The following is a 24,434-nucleotide window of genomic DNA, read 5'->3' as shown; positions in this document are numbered from 1 at the left end:
AATACGTTAAATCATAGAATAGAGGAAACAGGTTGTTTTTATATTTATAATCGGTTTTTTGAATTTTAAGACGGTTTAAAAAACTTAAAAGCCAAATATAAACATCCTAGAACTACACAAACGACTCAACACTGCACACATAATCTTACATAGCTTTAAGAAAAAATTAAGAAAGCGGTGCTGAAATCAATGTAATGATTCAATAATCATTGCTATCTATTTAGTCAACATATAATGAAATAAAACGGATGAGACCGATATGAAAATTGAATTTGTATTTGATATTGTTTATCCCATGAGTTACGTTGCTTTTGAAAAGTTAAAAAAACATTGGGATCAAGCAACAGCAAATAAAATTGAGCTCCTCCCTGTACAAGTCCTTCCTGAAATTCCAGAAGAAGGTTTAAATGTTTACCAATATTTAACTGAAAGATATGGTTCTAAAGAAGCCAATCGTAAACTAGATATGGCAAAGTTTGCAGCTTATAGTGAAGACTTAACGGTTGATGTTGAGCATATGAAACGTATGCCAAACAGTCGCTTAGCACACCAGGCAATTCTCGCACTGAATAATAATTTTGACAAATTTGCACTGACACAAGCTATTTTCCATGCGGTTTTTTCACATGGTAAGGATATTTCCAACCCTGAAGTTATGAGAAGTATTATTGAAGGTATGGGCTTAGATGGTACTAAAATTTTACGCTCAATTCAGCACCAAGAAATAGCCGATAAACAAGCAGAAATTACTCAATATGTGCAAAGTCTCGGTAAGCATCCAACACCCTATTATATTGTGGATGGGCAAATTCAAGATGAAAGTTTCTCAACGCTCGATTTAAAAAAATTGCTTGTTGCAACAGCTTAAAATACTCGTTGTTTAATGACTAAAAAAGCGAGGAGATATATTTATTTTCCTCGCTTTTAATAATATTTTTTGATTAAAAATGATTATATTATTTAAGACTGACTTATAACGAATTCTTCATTTGTTCACCAATACGCTGTATCCGAGCTGCTAATCGTTGGCTTAAAAAGTAAAGAATCACGCTCAATACAGCAAAAATTGTTGTGATTACGATCAAAATAGATTTTACTCGATCTGACCAAACTTGTGCACGATTCACCACAGCATCAATCGACTTTGCTATAGGGGTTTCAGACTTACCATAAAGTTGGTGCTGAATCGCCCAAAGCTGTTCCGCCTTAAAACCATATTCTAAAAAATGCGGATCTGTGCGTTCTGCTTGAACCAACTGTGTATTATATGCCAATGCGACATCTCGATCAGATTTTCCATGCATCAGTGCTGCTTGAGCCAATAAATATGCCTGTACGGTTGGTTTAGTTTCAGTTTTTTGCAAGTAATCATATAGCTGGCTTTGCTGAATATTATCTTTATATTCAATCATTTTTTGAACTTGGTTATCTTCATCATCACGCAAGTCATACTGTACATACGTTAAACCTGACCATAGCACAATAAAAGCGATGAGCCACCCAATAAATTTCAGTATGAATGACTGAAAACGAATGCGGAAAAATTTGATTCTTTTTAAAAATGAAATAGAGATAAATGCGCCAATAAAGGACACCACCATTTTCAAAAAAAGCCAACCAAACCATGAAAGTAAATTCCAAACATAATCAGGCTGATGTAAAAACGCTTTTAAGTCACCATCAACAGCAAATGGAATATGTAATTGCCGAATCTGTTCACTTACTCCAAACCATTGATAAATAAAATCTTGTTGTACATAAAGCGATATTGCACTGAAAATTAGGGCTGTACAACTCACAATCGCCATGACCATGATATGATTGCGACGGCGTTGTAAAACATGTAAACCTGTTTCAATTTGTTGTATTTGAACAGGATCATGCTTATTTTTCAGTGTCTGATAATCAGCCAACTTATTTTATACTCCTCAAAAACATAATTAAAATTATAGACTTATATTCAAGATTTACCTGAAACATTATCTAAGACCAATTGTTGTAAATTACCTTGTAATGCTTTAATTCGCACTGTGGCTTCATCTCGTTTTTGCATGCCTTCTTTCTGAATCTGAATTACATCATTAACTGTTTTAATTAAGCTATTCTGTACATGCTCAAGCGTTTCTATATCAATGACTGAACGCTGATTGGCTCTTGCTGTATCAACAGAATTTTGATGCAGTAAATCTGCATTACGTTTTAATAATTCATTGGTCGCATCATCAATCGTATTGGCAAGTTGAACACTATTTTTCTGTTCTTGCAGTGAAATTGCCAAACTAATTTGGTTTTTCCAAGCAGGTAAAGTAATGTTTTTAATCGCATAAAATTTATCAACCAGCATTAAATTGTTAGATTGAATAATGCGAATCATCGGCAATGTTTGCATCGCAGATTGTTGTAGAATCAATAAATCACTCACTCGTTTTTCCAAATTATTGGCTAAGTGATTTAGGTCATAAATTTTTTGCCCTGTCTGCTGATCTTGCTCTTGTGCCGTTAATGCCGTAATTTCCTGTTGAATTTCCTGCTGTTTCAATTTACCCGCAGCAGCATAAATTCCGAGTTGTTTATACTCATCTTGTACACCATCAAACATTTTATCGAGTGTACCAACACGCGTTTTTAAACCATTTTGCGAACTTTCAATTTCTTTTACTAAAGTATCAATCTGCTCTTTGGTACTATTAAAATTCTGGTCAAAACTTTGCTTTGCACCTTTAAATTTATTAAGTAAACCACCTAAAAAGCCACTATTCTTCGATTTATTTAAAATACTTGACGTATTTAATTGTTGCGCAACCTGTACAACTTCATTGAGTTTTTGCCCTGTAGCATCAAGGTCTTTATTTTTCACCATGCCCAACAACTCATCGGTATATACAGATGTCCGTGTCGCAATTCCCTTACCGTATTCTGCAACTGCTGTCGGATTCATATCTGCAAGCTCTTTGCGTGCAGTCATGACATCGGCATAATCTGTTTCCTGCAACCCCATTTCTCTAAGGCTGAGTTGTTCAAATCTTTGTTGTAGTTCCATTGACTGCTCAACAGGAAGATTCTGCTTTTGATCTGACATTTTTTCGCCCCTAATTATATTTTAATGATGTACTTAAGTTTTTGATGTCGCTCGATCCAAAGAATCTTGCAGTGTTTGAATCAACTTTTCTCGACTTTTATCAAGTTGAGTCTGAGAATATTGTTGATGTTGCTGGCTTTGTTGCACATGATATTGCCATGCAGGAATCAGTACCTGCTCTGCCTCTTTAAAACGGTCAAGTAGGCTCATAGACAATTGTTGTGTCAATATCATTTGCGACATTGCAATATCATTGCTCGCCTGTAAAGTCTGCAAAGTATTAATTTTTTTAGATAATCGCTCAGCAAAATTATCAAGTGGATGTCTTGTTTTGATAAATTGTGGATATTCATCTAAAAATTCTGAAGCAGCCACAATATATCCTGCCATTTGTTCCCGATAACCTGTGGCTTGCAAAAACTTAGTCTGTGATTTCTGAATTTCCAATTGTAATCGTTGTGACAAAACACCCGCTTCCTTCACCAACAGATCAAGATCCTGCATATATTTAATTTTTGCTGAACCAAACTCAAGATCAATGCCTAACCATTTTTGTAGCACGTTAAATTTTTTATTTTTCATTACCTTTGTTGAATTGTTCAATTGAGTAACAATTTGACCAATAACCTGCCCCAATTGCTGATTTAATTTTGGGTCAATACCATTTAAAACAACAGCTTGTGCTTGCACAATTTGATCGGCAAAATGATTAAGGCGCATTTGATCATCAAGTAATGGAACAAGATGATGGCGTTTAATATATAAGAGATGATCCGGATCAATATTTATCTGATCAAGTGGAATCAAAGCGGTCATAGCAATGCTTATTCAATATACGAATTTATATTATTTTTATATAAGGCTCAAATCAACAAATTGCAAATAAAAACATGCTTTTGTGCAAAATCACTACAATTCTATTTCCCCGACTTAAAATCAATTTATAAAAAAGCCAATGATCGAAATCATTGGCTTTCTTTAACTCCCAATAACCATTTAAATCAGTTATGGAAAAAATTAACTCTTGACTTTTTTAGGCTGTAAAAACGGCGCAAACCAATCAAACTAAATAACCCTAACAGACCTAATATACCCGTTGCACCACCACCGCTACGTGCGCTTGGTGTAGATGCTGAATTACTCAATGTGACCGTTGCTGTATTTGAAACCAAACCATCAGCATCATAAACCATATAGTTAAATTTATAGTCAAATGGATCTAATGTATTTTTGATTTGTACGGTAATTTTCCCACCTAAACAGGTTAATTTTTTATCATTACCTGGACATGGACCACTACGTTCAGCAGTAACCGCCACAGGATCAGGCAAACTTGAAATGCGAATTGCCAAATCTTGACCTGCTGCATTTAAATAATAACGTGATTTATTGGGGTTATTCGACAACTGACTGACTAGGCCATCCCCATCATCATTCGTTTGATCGAGTAAATTAATATCAATTTTTTGATCTGTACCATGTTGAATGTTAAAGTTCGCATCTTTTGCAATTGGTGCAATGTTTATAAAATTCGCAACGATGTAGGCACTTGAACTCTTCACAGGATTAGATCCTTTCATTGTCAAAGTATATTTACAGAACTCATTATCACCTGTTGCAGTAATGAAATCATCTGTACGATACATCAGAACCTGTTTCAGTTCCTTATTCCATTCACAGCGCAAGGCAGGATCAATTCGTCCAACAAACTGTTTTTTCTCATCCAATTTTCCTGTGCCTAAACTTTCAACTGTAACATCATAATTTTCTGTCGTTAAATGCTTGATCTCGCGCCCTCCATCAGCACGAACAGCCTCATCAGGTAAATTAAGTGCAAATGGGTCTATAAATAAGGTTCTATATTTTTGATCTGACTTGGTATTATTAAGTAAAGTATTATAATTATTCATCATAATATTATAATACGGTAAATATTCAGGGTTCGTCTCTTTATTATCAATTAAGCCTTTAAACGTATCATATTCTTTTTGGTAGTTATTTATAATAGGTACAACAGATGTATTTATTGTTGCCAAATCCGTTGCTGTTAAACTTAGAATTTCTGTAGAACCAAGATCACAACTCGTATCAGTCGTATCTCGATTTAAAATACGTGTCATACCACGCTGATCTGTTCCAGCACATCCTGTAGAACCAATATCGACAAGATCTTTGTCTGTATTTAAATTTTTAAGAAAATACATCGGCATAAACGCTGTATATTCTGTAGGTGTCTGTAGCGTACTGAGCACGGTATCTGGGTTAACATCACTTACATCAACCAAAGTCTTTTTAACTTCATCTGTAAGAAGTTCTTTGGCTGTTTCACATTGATCATTATCACTTGCAAGTTTTATAGCATTATAAATATTAAGGAAGTTACTCCCCTTCACTTCTGTAACATCACCATCTGCATAACGACAAGATTTACCACCCTCATTAAAAGCAAGAATATTGTATTGTACTGACTTAATACCCCGTGAATTATACAATAACGTAGAAAACGCATTATTTTTAACAATGGTATTATTCACTAAAGCCAAAGATGCACTCGGACTTAGATTAATAGATTTTTCAGGTGTTTTTGAGCTAAATTGAAAAATTCGACCTGACTGTGCATTTGCAATGTTATTGGTAATTGTATTTGCGGTAAATATAGCTGTTGGCTGACCACAGAAAGTCATCGTACTTAAACTACTACTTGAGCCATTCCCCAAAATACTAGCACCCGTTACATTAATCGTTCGATTTGTATATACAAGGTTATCATTACACGTCATTGCCAAGACACTACCTTCGGTTGCGTCATTACCCTGAATAATTCCACGATTAATTGTTAAACCCGTGTCAATATCATTGAGAAAAATTGCACCACCAGATTTTGCTTTTGAATTTAAAATCTGTACGTTAGTTAGTACTGATGTACTTCCCAAATATAAAGCACCACCTGTATCTGAAGAATAGCCATCTTTTAAAATTATATTGGTTAAATTCAAAGCAGGTTTTTTTAAATTTGTCGTATTAAAAATACGTGACTTCCCTTGTCCACTAATCGTGGTTTTAAGTGCAGTTATTGCAGGAAATGTATTTGTTAATACATCCGCTTTACGATAATTAGCAGGTAATTTACCTAAAATTGAAAGCGAAGAATTGGGTTGTAATTCACGTGTCAGCTTATACTCACCCTCGTCAAGTTGAATAACATTGGTCATTGAAGCATCAACTTGCCCAACAGGACAACCTCCATATGCTTTATGCGTAGAAGCAGCCGTTACTGCCTCTCGTAAAGAGCATTTTTCAACATTTTCCCCATCTTCATCATCAAAAGTTGTGACGTAAATGGTTTTATCTTCAGCTGCCATCAGTGACATCGTTGATAAAATTGCGAGTGCGAGTATTCCTTTTTTATAGTTTTTCATCCTGAATTCCTACTATTTTTTAAACCTACGGAAACCAACCAAACCGATTAATCCAAGTAGTGCAAAAATACCTGTACTTCCACCTGATGTTTTTACTTTTTTATCTTCAAAAGTATTCGGCGGATCCTGAACGACTTTCGCAGGTACTTCAATATAAGGATTTCTAGAATCATTGAAACGTGTTGTAGTCGTTACCACTAAAATATTAAATTCATCTGCACCATGCCAATTTCCATTAGGCACATAAGTGATGTCACCTTCCTGCGTTATGCTGAGAGCTCCTTTTGATGGTGTATTCGTTTGTACAACTTTAAGACAACCAGGCAACCATGTTTTACCTTGTGGATCGAGCTCACTCCCCATAATGACTTTACATTGTGCAGGTGTAATTAAGTCTCCATCTTGCAATTGATCTGCTAGCGTAAATTTCGCTATCTCACCATAAAAGATATCTTTACCAACACTTGTAGTTGTTGTTTTATCGACTACAAGCTCTATTGCACCACGATCACATAGCTCAACACTACCAGGTCTTGATAAACCACGTTGATCGGCAGTAATACAAGACATCAAATCACTACCCGTTTGAGGTCCTTTATTGACAATCAATGAATCCGCTAATGTTGTGTAGTTAGTCAATAAGCGCGGTCTAAAATAACCTAAAATCGTTTTGTCTGACTCAGCAAAAGGACACAGTAAGCCATCTGAATTGACATCACACTTACCTTCGACACTCGTGCCAGCAATTAAATTTGCCGTGCCAATCAGTTGTGATGCACTGCCTGCACAGCCCACTGAGTAAAGGTTATTACTAATTTTATTGGCTTCAGCACCCGCAATAACACGACAATCTTCTGTACCATTTTTAGCCAAAATACTATTTACTACATAAGCATTTTTAAATGGTGCATTTATAATTAAGCCTTTCGTGTTCATGACCATCGTAATGTTATTGACCATCATTCCATCCATGACTTTGATGGTATAGCCTTTATTACTAAACATAGTTGTATTAATCATGCCACGCCCTGAGGTCGTGCCAATGTTATTACTTGTCTTTTCATCAAAAGCCTGTTCACTTTCAAAAAGGCTTGCATCTGCATTCTTTACTTCATTATCACGAACTACTGAGTTCGTCACAATAAACTGTGGCATGACACTATAGATCACACCACCTTGATTTGCAGTATTGCCGCGAAGTAATGAGTTTGTGACTCCAACGCTACTTAATGGCTTACTTTCTGTGTATGCACCTGCGTTATAAATTGCTCCACCTTGTCGTGCCTTACCATTCAATAACTGAGCATATTGCAGCAATATATTTTCTTTGTTAAAAATCAAGCCGCCTTGATCTGCACAACTGTCTTGATCACAACCATTTAAAGTAATTTCATTCAATGAGGCTGTAATTAGACTGTCTTTATCTGTCACTTGATCGAAATTTGGTGCGAGCGTACGGTCAATCAAAAAAATACGATCTTTACCTGCCATTTTAATAACAGCATTATTTTTACCTAAAAGTGAATCTATAGCTGCATTTTCATAGACAGATTTAATTAAGAGAGGCTTAGAAATCGTCAATTGACTATTGATTTTATATTCTGACTTTCCGACCAATTCAATGATGCTTGATGCATCTTTACCACCGCAACCATTATATCCCGCCTCAGGCATCCCCTGATTGATATATGTAATTGCTTCACGTAAAGAACATTGTGCATCCGCCTTTACAACATCTTCTGTTGTATTGACCGTAATATTTGCACTATAAGCATGCCCTGTAATACACAATAATCCTAAGCTTATGCCCCGTTTGAGCATTATCGTCTCCTTGGTTTATTTTAATTATTTGCGTCGCAGCCCAAAAAACAGGCTTTAATCCTTTTCGCGTACTTTGTCACAGCTCAATAAAATTCTCAAGAATTTTTAATTACTGTCTGTATTCATCAATCAAGGCATAGATTTGTTTTAAGGTTGCATTTGACAGTCTTGTCTTTTCACCCTTAAGTAATTTTTCTAAACGATCAACCGATTGCAACAGTGTACTGGTTTGATGTGGTCCATGTAATAGCAAATATTCCGTTATCTGTGGGTCAAAATGTACACCCCTACGAACCAATACTGAATTTAAGAGTGCTTGACGATCTGCATGTGAATGACCAGCTGGCACTTTTACACTTACTGCTTGGGTTAATCGAGATTGTAAATCGGGTAATTCAAGTTTTAATTCGATGGGTGCTACACGTGATGAGAAGACTAATTGACCACCACCTTCATTATTATTATTAATTAAATGAAAAACTGCTTTTTGCCAATGTGGCACACCACTAATAGCCTCAATATCATCTAATGCGACTAAATCATAGCGTTCAAGTGAAGTAATTGCTTCAATAGGAGCATCAAGTAATTCAAGTAATGAAACTTTTATTGCCGTTTTTCCTATTTCCAAATAGGAATCACAAATTGCAGAAAGTAAATGGCTCTTTCCTGTACCAGCACCCCCATATATATAGAACCGATCCATTAATCCTGTATGAAGCTGGCGGATTGCATCAATTACAGGTCCCCATCCGGGTCCAGAAAAATCACTAATTCTAGCATCCAGTTGAGGCTCTATATCCAACTGCAATTGACGCATATATTTATTTCATTCCTTAAAGTGGATCTTGATTTGTTTTTACCTTTTCATCTGTATCTTGCGTGTTTTTAATTTCAATATCAAGGTCAAGCTGTTCACTTTGTACCGAAATCAATTCACTCGCCCCTTGGTTATGCAAAGTGACTGTTGTCGGTTCAGACTGAAAAAATGGCGTTTTTTCATAATACTCACGAACATGCTTGAGTAGTACAACAATGACAGCGGCAACAGGAAGTGCGATAAGCATTCCAACAAAACCACCTAGCTGTGCACCTGCAAGTACAGCAAAGACCACGGCAACTGGAGATAAGCCAATTTTATCGCCCAATAAAAATGGTTGTAAAATATAACCTTCAACAAGTTGCCCAATTCCAAATACAGCCAACACCATCAATAGATGTTTTGGATCCATACCAAATTGGAAAAAACAAGCAATCACAGCAGCAACGATTCCAACACCAAAACCTAAATAAGGAATAATGCTACATAATCCTGCAACCATACCAATAATTAAACCAACTTCAAGTCCAATCAGTTGCAAACCTACGGCATAGATAATACCGAGGAGAATCATCACTAAAAATTGTCCTTTTACAAATGCACCTAAAACACTGTGACATTCACTGACAATTTTTAATGTACTTTGTTTATATTGACGTGGGATGAGTCCTTTCATGCTTTGCAACATGCGGTTCCAATCCAACATAAAATAGAAGGCAATCACAGGAATAAGCACCACTATGCCGCCAAGTTGAATAAAGCTTAGACCTGATTGGGCAATTTTGAGTGCAAGAGATTGGACGCTGTCAACACTATAGTTGGTTTGCACATAATCCATAATGACCTTAGACATCTGATCAGTATCAATTTCCATGTGTTCAACATTAAATGTTTGGGATACCCAAGGTAAAAGCGTTGAGTTCACCCAATGAATACCTGCGGGAATACTGTCGCGGGCATACATAAGCTGTTTCCAAACCAAGGGAACAAGGAACCACATCGCCCAAGTGATCACAACACCAATACCTATAAATACAGTCGAAATCGCCAACCAACGTGGTAGAAAACGATCTAGTTTTTCTACAATTGGACTAAATAAATAAGCAATTAAAAATGCAGCAACAAAAGGTACAACAACAGGTTTCAATAAATATAAAACCCAAAGCAACAGAGCAATGCCTGCAAGGATGAAAATTCGTTTTAAAGTCCGATCGTGCATCTAATCACGCCTTTTTCAGATTTAATCATTATAGAAAGTAAAATATTTAAATAAAGATAGCATTTTAGTGCATAAATAACATAAGAGTTTCGTATATTCGGGTATAATCTCCGCGCCAATGCGGAGACTTCAAATATGAGCAACTCATCTTCTACCCCAAACACTGGTTTAAGCTATAAAGACGCAGGTGTCGACATTGAAGCGGGCGACGCATTAGTCGATCGAATCAAATCAGTCGCTAAACGCACAAAACGTCCTGAAGTAATGGGCGGCCTAGGCGGCTTTGGCGCACTGTGTAAAATCCCAAAAGGTTATGAAGAACCTGTTCTTGTATCTGGTACAGATGGTGTCGGTACAAAATTACGTTTAGCACTTAACTTAAACCGTCATGACACAATTGGTCAAGACTTGGTTGCAATGTGTGTAAATGATCTACTTGTATGTGGTGCTGAACCATTATTCTTCTTAGACTACTATGCAACAGGTCACCTAAATGTCGATGTTGCTGCCAATGTCGTAACAGGAATTGGTGCGGGTTGTGAACTTGCAGGTTGTGCATTGGTCGGTGGTGAAACTGCTGAAATGCCAGGTATGTATGAAGGCGAAGACTACGATCTTGCAGGTTTCTGCGTAGGTGTCGTTGAGCAAAGCAAAATTATTGATGGTACTAAAGTAAAATCAGGTGACGTATTGATTGGTGTAGCTTCTTCAGGCGCACACTCAAATGGCTACTCTTTACTTCGCAAAATTCTAGACGTGAAAAACGTCGACCTTACACAAATCGTTGATGGTCGCCCACTTGCAGATGTTGCAATGGAACCTACTCGCATTTATGTAAAATCTATTCTTGAGTTGCTTAAACATGTAGATGTTCATGCAATGGCGCACATCACAGGTGGCGGTTTACCAGGTAACTTACCTCGTGTACTGCCAAATGGCGCTCAAGCAATTGTCAATGAATCTTCTTGGGAATGGCCAACATTATTCCAACTTCTTCAAAAAGAAGGTGGTGTTGAACAGTTCGAAATGTATCGCACATTTAACTGTGGCGTAGGCATGGTTCTTGTTGTGGATGCAACTGAAGCTGATAAAACTGTTGAACTTTTAACAACACTTGGCGAAAAAGCATGGGCAATGGGTCACATTGTTGACAATACTGAATCTGTTGAAGGTGCTGATGAAAAAATCCGTGTGATTTTTGCATAAGCCTAAGTCAAGAAAATGATTAAAATTGCTGTCCTCGTTTCAGGCAGTGGAAGTAACCTACAAGCCCTGATTGATGCCAATCTTTCAGGGAAAATTGTCGGTGTTATTTCCAATAAGCCTGAAGCCTATGCTTTAAAACGTGCGAAGCAGGCAGGTATTGCCACTGCAATTATTGAGCATAAAAAATATCCAAATCGTGAATCATTTGATGCTGTAATGCATCAACAATTGCTTGATTGGGATGTTGATTTAGTGATTCTTGCAGGTTTCATGCGTATTTTAAGTGCTTCATTTGTACAATCTTGGCAAGGTAAAATGGTGAATATTCATCCTTCTCTTTTGCCGAATTACAAAGGTATGCATACCCATCAACGTGTGTTAAATACTGGCGATGTGTTGCATGGTTGTACTGTACATTATGTAACTACTGAACTTGATGCAGGTCAGGCTTTAACACAAGGTGTGTTAAAAGTCGGCTTACATGATACTGTAGAAACTCTCAGTAATCGCATTCATGTACTTGAGCATTTAATTTATCCTCAAGCCATTGAATGGATTTGTAATGGTACGATTCAGCATTTAGACAATGGTGACGTTCACTACAAAGGTCAAAAACTCGATAAACCTATTCAGTTTTGTCAGTTTTAAGATTCTATTATCAATAAAAACGCATCTTAGGATGCGTTTTTTATGGAATAGGTTGAATAATGAAATGTCACTTAAAACAGCCCAGTTATTTAAATCAGGCTGTTTTTATGAATTATAACTTATTGAAATAATTAAACGAATATAGCTTATTTCCTATATGGTGTATTCTATTAGTTTTAGAATTTTTTAAGAGTTTATAAAACAGTTATACAAAGCAAAATATCTATAAACTTCGCTTTTTAAGTCTTTAAATCAAATTTTTAATGCATCTAAATTTTCATCAATTGCAGTTTTTAACCCTCTTCGCTCAAGCCATTTTCTTCCCCAAAGACTTAGCTCCAAAATCAAGTGATGCAATTCTTTCCCCTCTTCACTTAGTGAGTATTCCACTTTTGGCGGGACAACTGGATACACCGTCCGAATCACCAAACCATCTTCTTCTAACTCACGTAATTGTTTAGTAAGCAATCTTTGATTAATACTGACCAAATGACGCTGTAGCTCACTAAAGCGTAAAGTTCCATCTTTAAAAAGATGAAATAAAATAACCCCTTTCCATTTCCCGCCAAGGATATGTAAAGCAGCTTCCATTGAGCATCCGGGTGCAGAATCGTAGTTACGAAGTTTGGTCATAATAATTTATGGTTACCTTTTGGTAAGTAGTGGAATATTTTTAGCGTATAAACAATTTTTATTAGTATGTACCATTATTGCAGTCAAATACAAACTCTATTAGGAAAACAATGTCAGCTCTTTTATTTCACCCCATTACCATCCGAAATACTGTATTTAAAAACAGAATTGCAATGTCTCCAATGTGCATGCACTCAGCAACAGTAGATGGCTACATCACTGACTTTCACATTGTTCACTATGGTGCACGTGCTTTAGGTGGTGCAGGTTTGATCATGCTGGAAACTGCTTCTGTATTACCCAATGGTCCAATCGGTCCAGGTGATATTGGTATTTGGGATGATCATCATGTCGAAGGTTTAAGTCGCGTGATTGAAGTAATTCAACGTTTTGGTGCGAAAGCAGGTGCTCAACTCGGTCATGCGGGTCGTCAACTAGGAATTGATTTACCCTCTATTGCACCTTCTGCCATTCCTTATACGGCTGAATCACGTGTTCCACAAGAAATGAATATTGAACAAATTCAAGAGGTAGTTGAAGCGTTTCGTTTAGGCGCAGCGAGAGCAAAAAAAGCTGGCTTTGATGTCATCGAAATTCACTGTGCGCATGGTTATTTGCTCAATGAGTTTTTATCGCCACTCGCAAATAAACGTACTGATCTGTATGGTGGGAGTCATGAAAATCGCTATCGTATCGTTCGAGAAGTGATTGATGCTGTGCGTTGTGAATGGGATGGTCCATTATTCTTACGAATTTCTTCAACCGATTATGTTGAAGGTGGTAATACATTAGAAGATTTTCTAGTTTATGCACAATGGATGAAAGAACAGGATATTGATCTTATTGATTGTTCATCAGGCGGTATTGCGATGGTTCCAGTCAATACTTACCCGAATTATCAAGTACCTGCTGCTGAATTGTTACGTAAAGAACTCAAGATTATGACAGGTGCTGTAGGTCTTATTGAAACAGGTCGTCAAGCAGAAGAAATTTTACAAAATGGGCGTGCAGATATTGTTCTTGTTGGACGAGAAATGTTAAAAGACCCGTTCTGGGCACGTACAGCAGCGGATGATTTGAAAACAGAAATTGTAGTTCCACCACAATATACCCGTTATGGTTCTGCATGGCAGCGTAGTCTTCCTCGACCAGAAGTAGCACCTTTGAATATTTCAGTTGAAAAAAGTGCTTAAGCTAAAGTAAATTGCATAAAACCCTGATTTTTAATCAGGGTTTTTGTACAGTTATTTCCAAATAAAAAAATCTTATAAATACATTTAATTCTTTTTTAGGCAATTCTGACAAATTTCGGAACTAAAAAAACGACATTTGAAAAGCTTTTTGAGAAGCTCCTTGCGGGAAAGAACGCTACATCAGAACCAATTTTTATCCATTAGAATTTTTCATAAATCACAACACATTCGCTGCAAAACTCACTAGCTTTCTAACTCTATCTGTTTCAGCAAAACAGATATCATTTTCTAAATCAAATTCAGTAACAATTATCTGTTGAGGCAAAAATGGAAAAATCTCTGAAAAAATATCATTATTGATTTTTAAATTATTGAATAAACTTATTCAACATATCCTTAAATAATCATTTATTTTGAATTAATGTTTTAACCAATTCAACCGTTTCAGTCGGATACTCCAAAGGAAACATATGTCCTCCTTGCATTACTACATAAGGAATACCAAGTTTCTTTTTGATTGCCTGAGGCAATTTCTGCTTGATAAAAGGACTGTCTTTTCCAGAAACCAAAATCGTTGGGACTTTAGGCTTTGGCATTAGAAGCCAATATAGAGTCGAATTGGTTCTAAAAATTTTAACTTCATCATCACGTGAAATGGTCAATTCAACCCCACCTCGCCTAGGATCTTCCGTAAGTGCGTATTTAATATAGTCTTGAAAACAGGTTTCATCAAACAATTGATAAAAACCTTTTGGACGCAATAATTCAGCCGCTTGCTCACGTGAATCCCAATGATCACGGCGTTTAGCACTTAAACCTGCAGGCGTAATTTTATCTAACATTTTGGGGTGCAAATATTTCATCAACATCATCACAAATGAGGCTTTGCCCACAATCAATGGAGGGTCGAGTAAGATAACTTGTTCAAATAGTTCAGGTCTTTTATTAGAAGCCAACAAAGACAAAACAGCCCCTAAAGAATGACCAAGTGCAATAACTTTACGACCCTGAGCTTGCTGTACAATACTATCAATCACTTGATCTGCTAAACACGTCCAACCATTTGTAATTGGATAACGATGATCAGAACCAATAATTGGTGTATAAATCACATCATATTGTTCTTTCAATAAATCAAATAATTTACTGTAAACAAGTGCAGGCACACCATTGGCATGTGCAAAATGAATTAAAGGCTTATGACTCATATTTTTAATCTCTTCATCCATCTTTTTACATTACAGTTTTCATTGAACACATAGATCACTCAAATATTAAAGCAAAAAAAATTGCGGAAGTTTTTGCTCCCGCAATAGCTTTACTGCATTTTCACATCATTCTGATTCAAACCAACAGTTTGTCCAACAGCCTCACCAATCCCTTGCCCCATTTGAGCCCCCATACGACCAAGCACGCTATCGAATGGGCTATGTTCAATTGTATAGTTAACCGTTTTATTGATTTTCAGCTCACGTTTTAACGTTTCGATATTACCCTTTTTATCAGCAATACCCAGTTCAATCGCTTGCTCACCTGTCCAAAATAGTCCTGAAAAAATAGCAGGATCTTTTGATTTCAATTTTGTACCACGCCCATCTTTCACAGCTTGAATAAAGTGACTATGAACATTGTCCAATAAAGCTTGAATATGCGCTTTTTGCTCAGGATTGACAGGCTTAGTCATACTAAGAATGTCTTTATTATTGCCTGATGTCATCGTACGATCTTCAACACCCAACTTTTGTGCTAAGCCACTGACACCATAGTTTGGCATAATCACACCAATTGAACCAATCAAGCTTGAAGGATTGACCCAGATTTCATCGGCTGCCGAAGCAATATAATAAGCACCTGACGCCCCCATATCACCAACTACAGCATAGACTTTCTTTTCAGGATGCTGTTGTTTTTGGTAACGAATTTCTTGCCAAATATCATCGGACTGCACAGGCGAACCGCCTGGTGAGTTAATATTCAACACCACGGCTTTACTGCTTGTAGTCGCAAAGGCTTTTTTTAGTGATTTAATGGTATCTTCACTGTTGACACCCTGACTACTTGACTCAATTGTACCGACAATATTAACCACACCAAGATGTGTATCACTTGTACTCAGACCGTCTTCACCGCCTGAAAAATAACAACTCTTCATCATCATACCAAGCACGATAAAGATATAAAGGAAAGTTAATCCTTTAAAAACAATTCCCCATTTACGACTGCGACGCTGTTCTTCCACAGATGCAAGCACGACTTTTTCTAGAATTTGCCATTCTTGCCCGCTTGTTTGCTGCCCTGATGTTTGGGGCTGATTTATATTGTCATTTTGTGGTTTCGGTGGCCAATCGGACATAGACTCAATCCAGATAAAAATTTTAAGACAACATTATATACAACGAATGTGCATAATCTGTCTAATCTGCCAAAATTAACTTATAATTATTTTCAAATTACGCTAGTCTTTAATACAAGTACAACTTACCGAAAGAATATGACTCATAAAACAAATTCAACCACGACCCGCCTTCTTCATTTTTTAGGTCAGCGTTCAATTCGTTTCTCACGTCTTTTTGCACGTATGTTGGCAGGCTTCGTAAATATTGTTCATTCGACAAAAACCTCAAAAACGATTCGGCTCAACATTGAAATTTGCCTTCCTCAATACAACCGCCAACAGCGTGAATACATTACTCAAGCTGCAATTCGTAACGAATTACAGTCCTACTTTGAATTTTTTGCTATTTGGGGCAGTTCAAGTACAAAAAATATCTCACGCATTCGAAAAATTCAGGGGGAATCTTATTTTCATGAAGCTTTAGCTCAAGGCAAAGGCTTGGTGTTAATTGTTCCACATTTTGGCACATGGGAAATTATGAATGCATGGGTTGCTCAACACACCCAAATGACCATTATGTATAAACCTATTAAGAATGAAGATGCAGATGCATTTGTCAAAGCTGCACGTAGTCGTGAACAAGCCCATTTGGTTCCCACGGATGAATCAGGTGTTCGTCAAATTTTTAAAGCTTTAAAGCAAGGCGGTACAACTGTTATTCTCCCTGACCATACCCCACATGTTGGTGGCGATATGGTTGACTATTTTGGTATTCCTCTTGCTTCAAGCAGTCTAAGTGCTAAGTTGATTCAAAAAACCAAAGCACGAACGGTCTTACTCTATGCCATCCGTTGTGAGGATTCTGATCAGTTTGATTTATTCATTGAACCTATTTCTGAAGATATTTACCAAGGTTCTGCTGAACATGGCACACATGTGATTCATCAAACACTAGAGCATCTTATTGAACGCTATCCTGAGCATTATCATTGGAGTTATAAACGTTTCAAAGCACATCCTGAATTAAGACGCTTATATAATTTGCCACATAAAGAGGCAATGCAACTGATTGAGAAAATCCGTACAGAAAATTTGATGAATCAACAAAATACTTTAGAGATAGATTCAGCAGAATAGATTATTCTGCTTATCTATTTTTCAATTTTAAAATCAATTTGTGTATCGTGTATTTTCAACGTCTAAGCCACGTCTTTTCTGACCTAAATTCACGTATTTGCATCTCATGGTTATGGTCTAACTGGAACTGAATTGTCCCCTGATCAATAGTTGTGAGTAGCGGAATTTTAAGTGCCTGTAAACGAGCGAGTGTAATTGGACTAGGATGATGATAGCGATTACCAAAGCCTGCCGATGCAATCACAAGTTTAGGATGAAACTGTTTTAAAAATGCAAAGGATGAACTGTACTGACTACCATGATGTCCCAAAACTAAAACATCGACATTCAAATGCGGATAGCGTTGTAAAATTTGATACTCCGCTTCCCATCCTGCATCTCCCATGAGTAAAAAACTCTTATATCCTTTTCCAACTTGTAGTGCTTGAATATATAGAACGCATGACAATTCATTTTGATTATTGGCAACTTGGTTTAAATCGGCAGATTGTGGCGACAATACTTCTATTTTCACCTGACCATATTGCCAGACCTGCCCTGTATGGCAATATTCAAAAGGATAGCCATCAAAGCGTTGATCTTTTTGATTGGAAAAAACTTGATCTATTTTTATTTCCTCTGCGACACGGCTAAATGCACCGCTATGATCTTGGTCTAGATGTGTCAATAAAACACTGTTCAAATGTTTAATACCTTGTTGCATCAAATACGGAATAATAATTTGCTGTCCAACACTAAACTTGCTTTCATCATAATTTCCACCAGTATCAATCAACATATTATGCTTAGGCATTTGCAAATGAATGGCTTGCCCCTGACCAACATCCAAGATATTTAAGCGAAATGCATCATCATGTTTCACCCCCAACAATATTGGTACGACACACAGCACCGCCCAACCCTTTGGGATCACGCCACGTGGTAAAAAAATTATCAGCACCGAAAGTGAAAGCATAAAAATCAGCAATGGTGTCATGGCAAACCAATGTAAGCTCGATGCCATTAAACTGTCTAAACACCCCAACATCCACAGCAATAGTCTTAAGCAGGCATCTGCAAGCTGAAAAAATAACATTCCTAATGGTTCAAACAGTAGCCATAAAAATGCACCTATCACCTCAATGGGAACAATTAATGCACCAATGATTGGAATAGCAATTAAATTTGCAAAAGGTGCAGCCCAAGACACTTGCTGAAAAATAAGAATCACTAAAGGAAATAACGCAATAAAAATTTTCCATTGCGATTCAATCAGTACTTTTAGCCACAAAACAGTTTTATCACGCCAAGTTTGAACCTGTTCATGTTCAGTTGTAGGCTCGATTTTTTGCTGAATAGTTTGATAAACCCGAATTAGAATAAAACATGCGCCATAAGAAAGCCAAAATGCAGCGGATAAAATACTAAATGGGTCAAAGAGTAATAATAAAGCCGCACTTAAGATTAAAATACTCGATGCCCGCATACGTTGTTGCATTAAAATAATGGTGCTGATCAATATTACGGTCAATAATGTGCGCATTGCCGGAATCTCAAAACCAACAAAAGCTGTGTATAACCAAACACAAAGCACAAAGGGTAAAAGCATTAAATAGGGTCGTGGGATTTTCAGATAAATCTGAGGTTTAAAACGCTTAATCAACAAATTGATTACAAAACAAAAAAGTACGGCAAAAATCAACACATGCGGTCCTGAAATCGCCAATAAGTGCGATATCCCCAAGCGTTTAAACATTTGTTGTGTTTCTTTGGACAGTAGACTTTCATCACCTGTCAGCAAGGCAAGCAATAAGCCTTTTTGCTGAAAAGGTTGCCGAGATAAATAGTCACGAAAATCAAAGCGCTTTTGCTCAACCGCAAGTTTTAAGCGTGCATTCCAGCTCGCTTGCTTTTCTATAAACTGCTGAAAATTATAGCCAAGATTGGATACTTCATTTGCTGTGACGGGTTGAATTGTTTTAACCTGCAACGTTGCCATCACATTGTCTTGTAGCATCCATTTTTCAGCATCAAATACACCGGGAACCGCATAACTATGTGCAGGTCGAACTTTACCACTGACCTGATAATAGTGCCCCGGCAACATATTGGCATATGGTAATTCTTCCTTAATATTGAGTGTCCATAACATCGGTGAATGTGCTTGATTGAGCACAACGGCTTTTTGACGAATTTTCGCGCCTGAAGGATCATCCAATACCCACTGACTGATCTGTGAAATATAGATAATGGCATCAACTTGTTCAATGTGCATGACTCGTTTAGCAAGCCGCTGATCTAATTGAGTATTAGCATAAAAATGACCCGCAAAAAAACCACTTAAGCTAAGTAATATCCCAAAAATACTGCGATAAATTGGAGAGTAACTCAATTTGGCTTTAAAAAAAGGCAGTAATAAACCAATGCCACTCAAGAAAAAAACCACAGTAGCAACAAAAGAAACAGTCGATTGAAAAGTGCTAGGAAAAATATTGCCTATTGTCAAAATTCCGACAATCCACCCTAACAAAAGCAGTAAAAAAGACATAATGATCTTCAATTTTTATTCTTATAATACTATTAAAGCCCATTTACATGAGCTCTAACAAGGTTCGCTATCGGATTATTGACCAAGAATATAGTTGGTTAGACCCATAAACCATCTTGCATATGCAAAACTCGATCGGCTTGTTTAGCAAGTTGTTCATCATGCGTCACAATCAACATTGCCATATTGAGTTCTTTACGTAAATCGGCAAGTAATTCAAAAATACCTACTGCTGTATTACGGTCTAAATTTCCTGTTGGTTCATCAGCAAGCATCAATTGTGGGCGAGTCACCAAAGCACGAGCCAAAGCCACACGTTGTCGTTCACCACCTGATAACTCACCTGGTTGATGGGTCAGACGATGACTTAAACCAACACGTTCAAGCAAATATTCTGCTCTTTGTTTGGTTTCTTTAAAGGTCATATCTTTACGCAACATCAACGGCATTGCCACATTTTCAAGTGCCGTAAACTCAGGCAATAAATGATGGAATTGATAAACAAAACCTAAATGTTGATTTCGTAGAAAACCACGCTCAGCTTCGCCCAATTGATCAAAGCGTCTGCCATTCAACAAAATGCTGCCCTGAGTAGGTAAATCGAGTCCACCCAAAATATGCAATAGCGTACTTTTACCTGAACCTGATGAACCAACAATTGAAACAAATTCACCTTGTTCAATAGCAAGCGATAAACCTTTAATCACATCGACATTGTTTTTACCTTCATTGAAGGATTTATAAATATCTTTTGCCTCAAGCACCAATTTACTCATAACGTAATGCCTCAGCAGGTTGAATTTTCGCAGCACGGTATGCAGGGTAAATGGTCGCAATAAAGCTTAAGCCAAGTGATAATACGACAATTTTCACAACATCTTGCCATTTCAAATACGAGGGTAAATAGTTAATAAAATAGGCATCAAATAAATGCAGACCAAATGCCGTACTCACCCATCCGACCAAATCACTGACTGTTAATGCAAGTGTAATGCCCAAAATTGTTCCCATGATTGTACCGACCACTCCAATTACAGTACCTTGCACCATAAAAATTTGAGTAATGGTTTTCGGTGAAGCTCCAAGGGTACGCAAAATTGCAATATCAGCCTTCTTATCTGTGACGACCATCACAAGTGAAGATACGATATTAAATGCAGCAACAATCACAATCAGCACGAGTAACAATGCAACCATGGTTTTTTCCATCTGAATAGCACTAAACAGATTACCGTGGGTATACGTCCAATCAGAGGCATAAAAATTGCCACGACCCGATTGATTTAAGTCACGAACAATTTCATTGGACATTTGTGGTGCAAGGAAAATGTCATCCAATTTCATTCGAATGCCTTGTGCACCATCAGGTAGTCGAAGTAACGTAGAAGCATCATTGAGTGCGATATAACCTAAACTTGAATCAACTTCTGCACCAATACTAAAAATACCAACAATTTTAAATCGTTTAAATCGGGGTACAACACCTGCAGGTGATGGTGTTGCTTCAGGCAAAACCAACGTGACGCTGTCATTGAGTCTTAAACCCAATCCATCCGTCATTTGCTTACCCAAAACGATGCCGTATTCACCTTTTTGTAGCTTATCAATGCTTCCTTCAACCATGTGTTGCTGAATAATTGAAACATTCTTTTCGTATTTAGGTTCAATCCCCGTGACCATAATCCCCGCAACAGTGCCTTGTGCTGTCAACATCCCCTGTAATTGGGTAAAAGGAGCAACGCCAGCGACATGTTCATGCTGTTCAATTTTCTTTGCAAGTACGGGCCAGTCTGTTAATATTTGTGTTGAGGAAACAGTAGCTTGAGGTACCATACCTAAGACACGGTTTTTTAGCTCACGGTCAAAACCATTCATAACAGATAAAACTGTAATCAGTACAGCGACCCCAAGGGTCAGACCGATCATGGATACGAGAGCGATAAAAGAAATAAAGTGATTGCTACGCCGAGCGCGAGTATATCTCAACCCTATATACAGTGAGATTGGTTTAAACATACCATCCAGTCCGAGGTGTTTTTATGGAAACGTTACAGCATCAAAATGATGGAAACGAGCGTCGTGTTATGTCTCGAATCGATGCTGCATTAAGAATCAACTATCAGGTCATTGCTGAGGAAGTTGCACTTAACGATCCATACGATCCTAATTTTGTATTACCGCGCTATTTTCTACTACTTGCAGAATTAGATCAATTTGATCATGCGATTCAATACGAATTGGAACAATTAAGTGAAAAAGATCAACAAATTGCTCGAATATTATCCTTATTTAATCAAAAATTAAACCTCATCACTGGTTCTTTGTACGATTCGATTGTACAAAGTATGTTACCTAGTCCTCAACATGTAAATTTTTCAGAGAGTGGTTTTAGTTTTCACAGCAATACATCTGTCAAACAAGGCGCTTATTTACACGTCACACTCAGCCATCCTGAAAATTTTTTTCATATTGCTGCCATTGCGCAAGTCGCTTATTCTGAACCTCATCATGAAGGGAGTTATCGAATTGGTGCATACTTTGTTACACTTCATCCACAGGATAAGGTGAAATTATCACAATGCATTAAAAATCAACAAATTGAAACAAGTTGAGCTTATTACTTGAAGGTGTGATTAAAAAATAAGCACAACAAATTCATTTATAAACAATTTAATTATTTTAAATAAAAATAGCAGAACGAATGGTATGAAAAATGGACTATTTCAAGTATCCATTCGTTCTGTATAATCTTAACGCTATAATCAACATTATGACTGATGATCTATATGTTTTAACTTTTCGGCCAATATTCGATTCGCTTTAAAGTCTTTATAAAAATATAAAAATAAACCTGACAACAAAATACCTGCTCCAACAAATACCATCGCAGATGGTTTTTCATTATTTAACATTGAACCAAATAACATCGCCAACATAGGTGTCATCACTGTGGTCAATGATAATGTCGTCGCTTTAATATTTTGTACCAGCTTAAAATAACAGAACATCGCAATTAGGGATGCCATAATCACCGTATAAAGCAGCGCAAGTAATGATTTGGTTTCAGGAATATGCGTCGGAGCATACTGCCAAATAAAGGGCAATAATGCGATTGCAACCCCTGTTGACACTAAAATTGAACCTGTTGCTTGCGCCATAGGCTCAACTGTTGCATTGACTTTTTTCACCCAAAAAATCGACAAACAATAGGTAAATACACTCATTAGCATTAAAGCGATTCCAATCGGATGTACATGCTGTCCTACACCACTACTCATACAAATCACAGCAAGACCGCAAACAGATACGGACATGCCGAACCATTGCAGGCGGTGTAGTTTTTGTTGAAAGCCAAATCGTCCAATTAAACCCGCCATAATAGGTGACAAACCAAACATCAAAGCAATAATGCCTGAGCTTAAATAATTGGTTGCAAGGTAAGTAAAAAATTGCGAACCCATTAGACTAAAAGAACCCGCTACATAACTATGTAATGCGACTTTATCGAAGGGAAAATGAATTTTTAGCAACCACAGCAAGGCAAGTGCAATAGGTAATGCAAGAAAAAATCGAATGACCAATGCCCACATTAAATGTAAATCTTGCACACTCCACACAATAGCAAGTGGCGTTGTTGCCCAAATAAACACCAACAAACCATAAGTCAGCATGATATTACTTTGTGAAACAGGATTTTGCGCAGACATTTTATTTCCAATGACAAAAACAACATCAAAACGATGCTGTTGTTTCTTACATATACATTAATTGGTGAATGGCTCTTTGAAAAAAATCCACAACGAACATTACGCTGTTTTACGTTTCTGCTTCATAATGGTCTGATCAAGACTACTTGAAAATTCACGTTTATCACGTTCAGAAATCGGTGGTGGTCCACCAGTTTGCACACCTGCACCACGAAGCGTTTCCATAAAATCACGCAAATGCAAACGCGCTTTAATATTGGCTTCAGTATAGATTTCACCACGAGGATGAATCGCGATCCCACCTTTCTCAATCACTTGAGCCGCAAGCGGAATATCTTGCGTCATGACAATGTCATTCGCTTTCATACGCTCAATAATTTCTTTGTCTGCCTGATCTGAACCTTGCATGACTTGTAAAGAATTAATCCGTATTGATGGTGTAATACCTACTGGTTGATTAGCAACAAAGGTCACTTCCAATTGATAGCGATCTGAGGCACGAATAATCACCTCACGAAGAATTTTTGGCAATGCATCTGCATCGACCCAAAGTTTAAATGGCAACACGTGCTATTCCAACAATTCACTTATGAGCAGTCTAACAAATACTGTTCGATTTAAAATGCATTTTCAAGTTTTATTCTGATTTCTCATACATTGATAAAATATTCAAATGTATTTGTGAAGTATTTT

The 24,434-nt window shown here is 37.1% G+C and carries 21 protein-coding genes; 6 read left to right on the top strand and 15 right to left on the bottom strand.

The annotated features are described in order from the left end of the window. Positions 1-259 precede the first annotated feature (259 nt). Positions 260-868, top strand: coding sequence for a DsbA family protein (locus ACK1JC_RS06670; protein ID WP_409511075.1), 609 nt, complete (start codon positions 260-262; stop codon positions 866-868). Positions 869-971: 103 nt separating this feature from the next. On the opposite strand, the gene ACK1JC_RS06665 is transcribed toward ACK1JC_RS06670, so the two are convergent. The 7 genes from ACK1JC_RS06665 to cxpE form a co-directional block, all read right to left on the bottom strand. Beyond that, positions 972-1,913, bottom strand: a complete 942-nt coding sequence (locus tag ACK1JC_RS06665) for a hypothetical protein (RefSeq protein WP_409511074.1) — start codon at positions 1,911-1,913, stop codon at positions 972-974. Between the two features lie 47 nt (positions 1,914-1,960). Then, positions 1,961-3,079, bottom strand: coding sequence for a toxic anion resistance protein (locus tag ACK1JC_RS06660; protein ID WP_409511073.1), 1,119 nt, complete (start codon positions 3,077-3,079; stop codon positions 1,961-1,963). Positions 3,080-3,112: 33 nt separating this feature from the next. Then, the gene (locus tag ACK1JC_RS06655) at positions 3,113-3,895 is read right to left on the bottom strand and encodes a tellurium resistance protein (protein WP_409511072.1); all 783 of its coding nucleotides are present in this window, start codon (positions 3,893-3,895) and stop codon (positions 3,113-3,115) included. Between the two features lie 185 nt (positions 3,896-4,080). Further along, positions 4,081-6,498, bottom strand: a complete 2,418-nt coding sequence (locus tag ACK1JC_RS06650; protein WP_409511071.1) for a CSLREA domain-containing protein — start codon at positions 6,496-6,498, stop codon at positions 4,081-4,083. A 12-nt stretch (positions 6,499-6,510) separates the two neighbouring features. Continuing rightward, positions 6,511-8,319 carry a rhombotarget A gene (gene rbtA / locus ACK1JC_RS06645; protein WP_409511070.1) on the bottom strand — a complete coding sequence of 603 codons (1,809 nt, stop codon included), beginning with the start codon at positions 8,317-8,319 and terminating at the stop codon, positions 6,511-6,513. Positions 8,320-8,428: 109 nt separating this feature from the next. Continuing rightward, the gene (hda, locus tag ACK1JC_RS06640; RefSeq protein WP_409511069.1) at positions 8,429-9,136 is read right to left on the bottom strand and encodes a DnaA regulatory inactivator Hda; all 708 of its coding nucleotides are present in this window, start codon (positions 9,134-9,136) and stop codon (positions 8,429-8,431) included. A gap of 16 nt (positions 9,137-9,152) precedes the next feature. After that, complete coding sequence (cxpE, locus tag ACK1JC_RS06635; RefSeq protein WP_409511068.1) at positions 9,153-10,355, bottom strand: chloramphenicol efflux transporter CxpE; 1,203 nt, start codon at positions 10,353-10,355, stop codon at positions 9,153-9,155. Between the two features lie 135 nt (positions 10,356-10,490). On the opposite strand from cxpE, the gene purM reads away from it, so the two are divergent. Together purM and purN are read left to right on the top strand one after the other, a co-directional pair. After that, positions 10,491-11,561, top strand: a complete 1,071-nt coding sequence (gene purM / locus ACK1JC_RS06630; RefSeq protein WP_409511067.1) for a phosphoribosylformylglycinamidine cyclo-ligase — start codon at positions 10,491-10,493, stop codon at positions 11,559-11,561. Positions 11,562-11,576: 15 nt separating this feature from the next. Continuing rightward, positions 11,577-12,209, top strand: a complete 633-nt coding sequence (purN, locus tag ACK1JC_RS06625) for a phosphoribosylglycinamide formyltransferase (RefSeq protein WP_409511066.1) — start codon at positions 11,577-11,579, stop codon at positions 12,207-12,209. A 252-nt stretch (positions 12,210-12,461) separates the two neighbouring features. Here purN and ACK1JC_RS06620 read toward each other — a convergent pair whose 3' ends face one another. Then, positions 12,462-12,842: a winged helix-turn-helix transcriptional regulator gene (locus tag ACK1JC_RS06620; protein WP_409511065.1), complete on the bottom strand. Its 381-nt coding sequence runs from the start codon at positions 12,840-12,842 to the stop codon at positions 12,462-12,464. A gap of 110 nt (positions 12,843-12,952) precedes the next feature. Between ACK1JC_RS06620 and namA the strand changes: the two genes are divergently transcribed. After that, positions 12,953-14,035, top strand: a complete 1,083-nt coding sequence (namA, locus tag ACK1JC_RS06615; RefSeq protein ID WP_409511064.1) for an NADPH dehydrogenase NamA — start codon at positions 12,953-12,955, stop codon at positions 14,033-14,035. Between the two features lie 404 nt (positions 14,036-14,439). Here the strand turns inward: namA and ACK1JC_RS06610 are convergent, their stop codons facing one another. Together ACK1JC_RS06610 and sppA are read right to left on the bottom strand one after the other, a co-directional pair. Then, positions 14,440-15,243: an alpha/beta fold hydrolase gene (locus ACK1JC_RS06610; RefSeq protein ID WP_409511063.1), complete on the bottom strand. Its 804-nt coding sequence runs from the start codon at positions 15,241-15,243 to the stop codon at positions 14,440-14,442. Positions 15,244-15,353: 110 nt separating this feature from the next. Then, on the bottom strand, positions 15,354-16,388 hold the full coding sequence (gene sppA, locus ACK1JC_RS06605; protein WP_409511062.1) for a signal peptide peptidase SppA: 1,035 nt from the start codon (positions 16,386-16,388) through the stop codon (positions 15,354-15,356). 138 nt (positions 16,389-16,526) lie between these two features. On the opposite strand from sppA, the gene ACK1JC_RS06600 reads away from it, so the two are divergent. Beyond that, positions 16,527-17,507 (top strand): lysophospholipid acyltransferase family protein, encoded by a 981-nt coding sequence (locus tag ACK1JC_RS06600; RefSeq protein WP_409511061.1) that lies wholly within the window; start codon positions 16,527-16,529, stop codon positions 17,505-17,507. 55 nt (positions 17,508-17,562) lie between these two features. Here ACK1JC_RS06600 and ACK1JC_RS06595 read toward each other — a convergent pair whose 3' ends face one another. The 3 genes from ACK1JC_RS06595 to ACK1JC_RS06585 all read right to left on the bottom strand — a co-directional run bounded on the left by ACK1JC_RS06595 (position 17,563) and on the right by ACK1JC_RS06585 (position 22,050). Further along, positions 17,563-20,034, bottom strand: a complete 2,472-nt coding sequence (locus ACK1JC_RS06595; RefSeq protein ID WP_409511060.1) for a DNA internalization-related competence protein ComEC/Rec2 — start codon at positions 20,032-20,034, stop codon at positions 17,563-17,565. 98 nt (positions 20,035-20,132) lie between these two features. Next, positions 20,133-20,810: a lipoprotein-releasing ABC transporter ATP-binding protein LolD gene (gene lolD / locus ACK1JC_RS06590; protein ID WP_409511059.1), complete on the bottom strand. Its 678-nt coding sequence runs from the start codon at positions 20,808-20,810 to the stop codon at positions 20,133-20,135. Then, entirely contained in the window at positions 20,803-22,050 is a 1,248-nt protein-coding gene (locus tag ACK1JC_RS06585; RefSeq protein ID WP_409511058.1) for a lipoprotein-releasing ABC transporter permease subunit, read from the bottom strand. Before ACK1JC_RS06585 ends, lolD begins: the two co-directional genes overlap by 8 nt. Before the next feature lie 23 nt (positions 22,051-22,073). On the opposite strand from ACK1JC_RS06585, the gene ACK1JC_RS06580 reads away from it, so the two are divergent. Next, positions 22,074-22,646, top strand: a complete 573-nt coding sequence (locus ACK1JC_RS06580; RefSeq protein ID WP_409511057.1) for a PilZ domain-containing protein — start codon at positions 22,074-22,076, stop codon at positions 22,644-22,646. Between the two features lie 156 nt (positions 22,647-22,802). On the opposite strand, the gene ACK1JC_RS06575 is transcribed toward ACK1JC_RS06580, so the two are convergent. Together ACK1JC_RS06575 and ACK1JC_RS06570 are read right to left on the bottom strand one after the other, a co-directional pair. Continuing rightward, positions 22,803-23,741, bottom strand: coding sequence for a DMT family transporter (locus ACK1JC_RS06575; RefSeq protein WP_409511056.1), 939 nt, complete (start codon positions 23,739-23,741; stop codon positions 22,803-22,805). A gap of 99 nt (positions 23,742-23,840) precedes the next feature. Further along, positions 23,841-24,308, bottom strand: a complete 468-nt coding sequence (locus ACK1JC_RS06570; RefSeq protein WP_409511055.1) for a YaiI/YqxD family protein — start codon at positions 24,306-24,308, stop codon at positions 23,841-23,843. Positions 24,309-24,434 lie beyond the last annotated feature (126 nt).

It is taken from the genome of Acinetobacter sp. TY2 (assembly GCF_046269225.1).
In the GTDB taxonomy this organism is placed as follows: domain Bacteria; phylum Pseudomonadota; class Gammaproteobacteria; order Pseudomonadales; family Moraxellaceae; genus Acinetobacter.
Note: the sequence above shows the minus strand (reverse complement) of the source record. Positions and strands in the feature narration are given on the sequence as shown.

Coding starts and splice junctions, on each gene's coding strand:
- ACK1JC_RS06670 (WP_409511075.1), top strand. CDS start 260: ATGAAAATTGAATTTGTATTTGATATTGTTTATCCCATGAGTTACGTT.
- ACK1JC_RS06660 (WP_409511073.1), bottom strand. CDS start 3,079: ATGTCAGATCAAAAGCAGAATCTTCCTGTTGAGCAGTCAATGGAACTA.
- ACK1JC_RS06655 (WP_409511072.1), bottom strand. CDS start 3,895: ATGACCGCTTTGATTCCACTTGATCAGATAAATATTGATCCGGATCAT.
- ACK1JC_RS06650 (WP_409511071.1), bottom strand. CDS start 6,498: ATGAAAAACTATAAAAAAGGAATACTCGCACTCGCAATTTTATCAACG.
- rbtA (WP_409511070.1), bottom strand. CDS start 8,319: ATGCTCAAACGGGGCATAAGCTTAGGATTATTGTGTATTACAGGGCAT.
- hda (WP_409511069.1), bottom strand. CDS start 9,136: ATGCGTCAATTGCAGTTGGATATAGAGCCTCAACTGGATGCTAGAATT.
- cxpE (WP_409511068.1), bottom strand. CDS start 10,355: ATGCACGATCGGACTTTAAAACGAATTTTCATCCTTGCAGGCATTGCT.
- purM (WP_409511067.1), top strand. CDS start 10,491: ATGAGCAACTCATCTTCTACCCCAAACACTGGTTTAAGCTATAAAGAC.
- purN (WP_409511066.1), top strand. CDS start 11,577: ATGATTAAAATTGCTGTCCTCGTTTCAGGCAGTGGAAGTAACCTACAA.
- ACK1JC_RS06620 (WP_409511065.1), bottom strand. CDS start 12,842: ATGACCAAACTTCGTAACTACGATTCTGCACCCGGATGCTCAATGGAA.
- namA (WP_409511064.1), top strand. CDS start 12,953: ATGTCAGCTCTTTTATTTCACCCCATTACCATCCGAAATACTGTATTT.
- ACK1JC_RS06610 (WP_409511063.1), bottom strand. CDS start 15,243: ATGAGTCATAAGCCTTTAATTCATTTTGCACATGCCAATGGTGTGCCT.
- sppA (WP_409511062.1), bottom strand. CDS start 16,388: ATGTCCGATTGGCCACCGAAACCACAAAATGACAATATAAATCAGCCC.
- ACK1JC_RS06600 (WP_409511061.1), top strand. CDS start 16,527: ATGACTCATAAAACAAATTCAACCACGACCCGCCTTCTTCATTTTTTA.
- ACK1JC_RS06595 (WP_409511060.1), bottom strand. CDS start 20,034: ATGTCTTTTTTACTGCTTTTGTTAGGGTGGATTGTCGGAATTTTGACA.
- lolD (WP_409511059.1), bottom strand. CDS start 20,810: ATGAGTAAATTGGTGCTTGAGGCAAAAGATATTTATAAATCCTTCAAT.
- ACK1JC_RS06585 (WP_409511058.1), bottom strand. CDS start 22,050: ATGTTTAAACCAATCTCACTGTATATAGGGTTGAGATATACTCGCGCT.
- ACK1JC_RS06580 (WP_409511057.1), top strand. CDS start 22,074: ATGGAAACGTTACAGCATCAAAATGATGGAAACGAGCGTCGTGTTATG.
- ACK1JC_RS06575 (WP_409511056.1), bottom strand. CDS start 23,741: ATGTCTGCGCAAAATCCTGTTTCACAAAGTAATATCATGCTGACTTAT.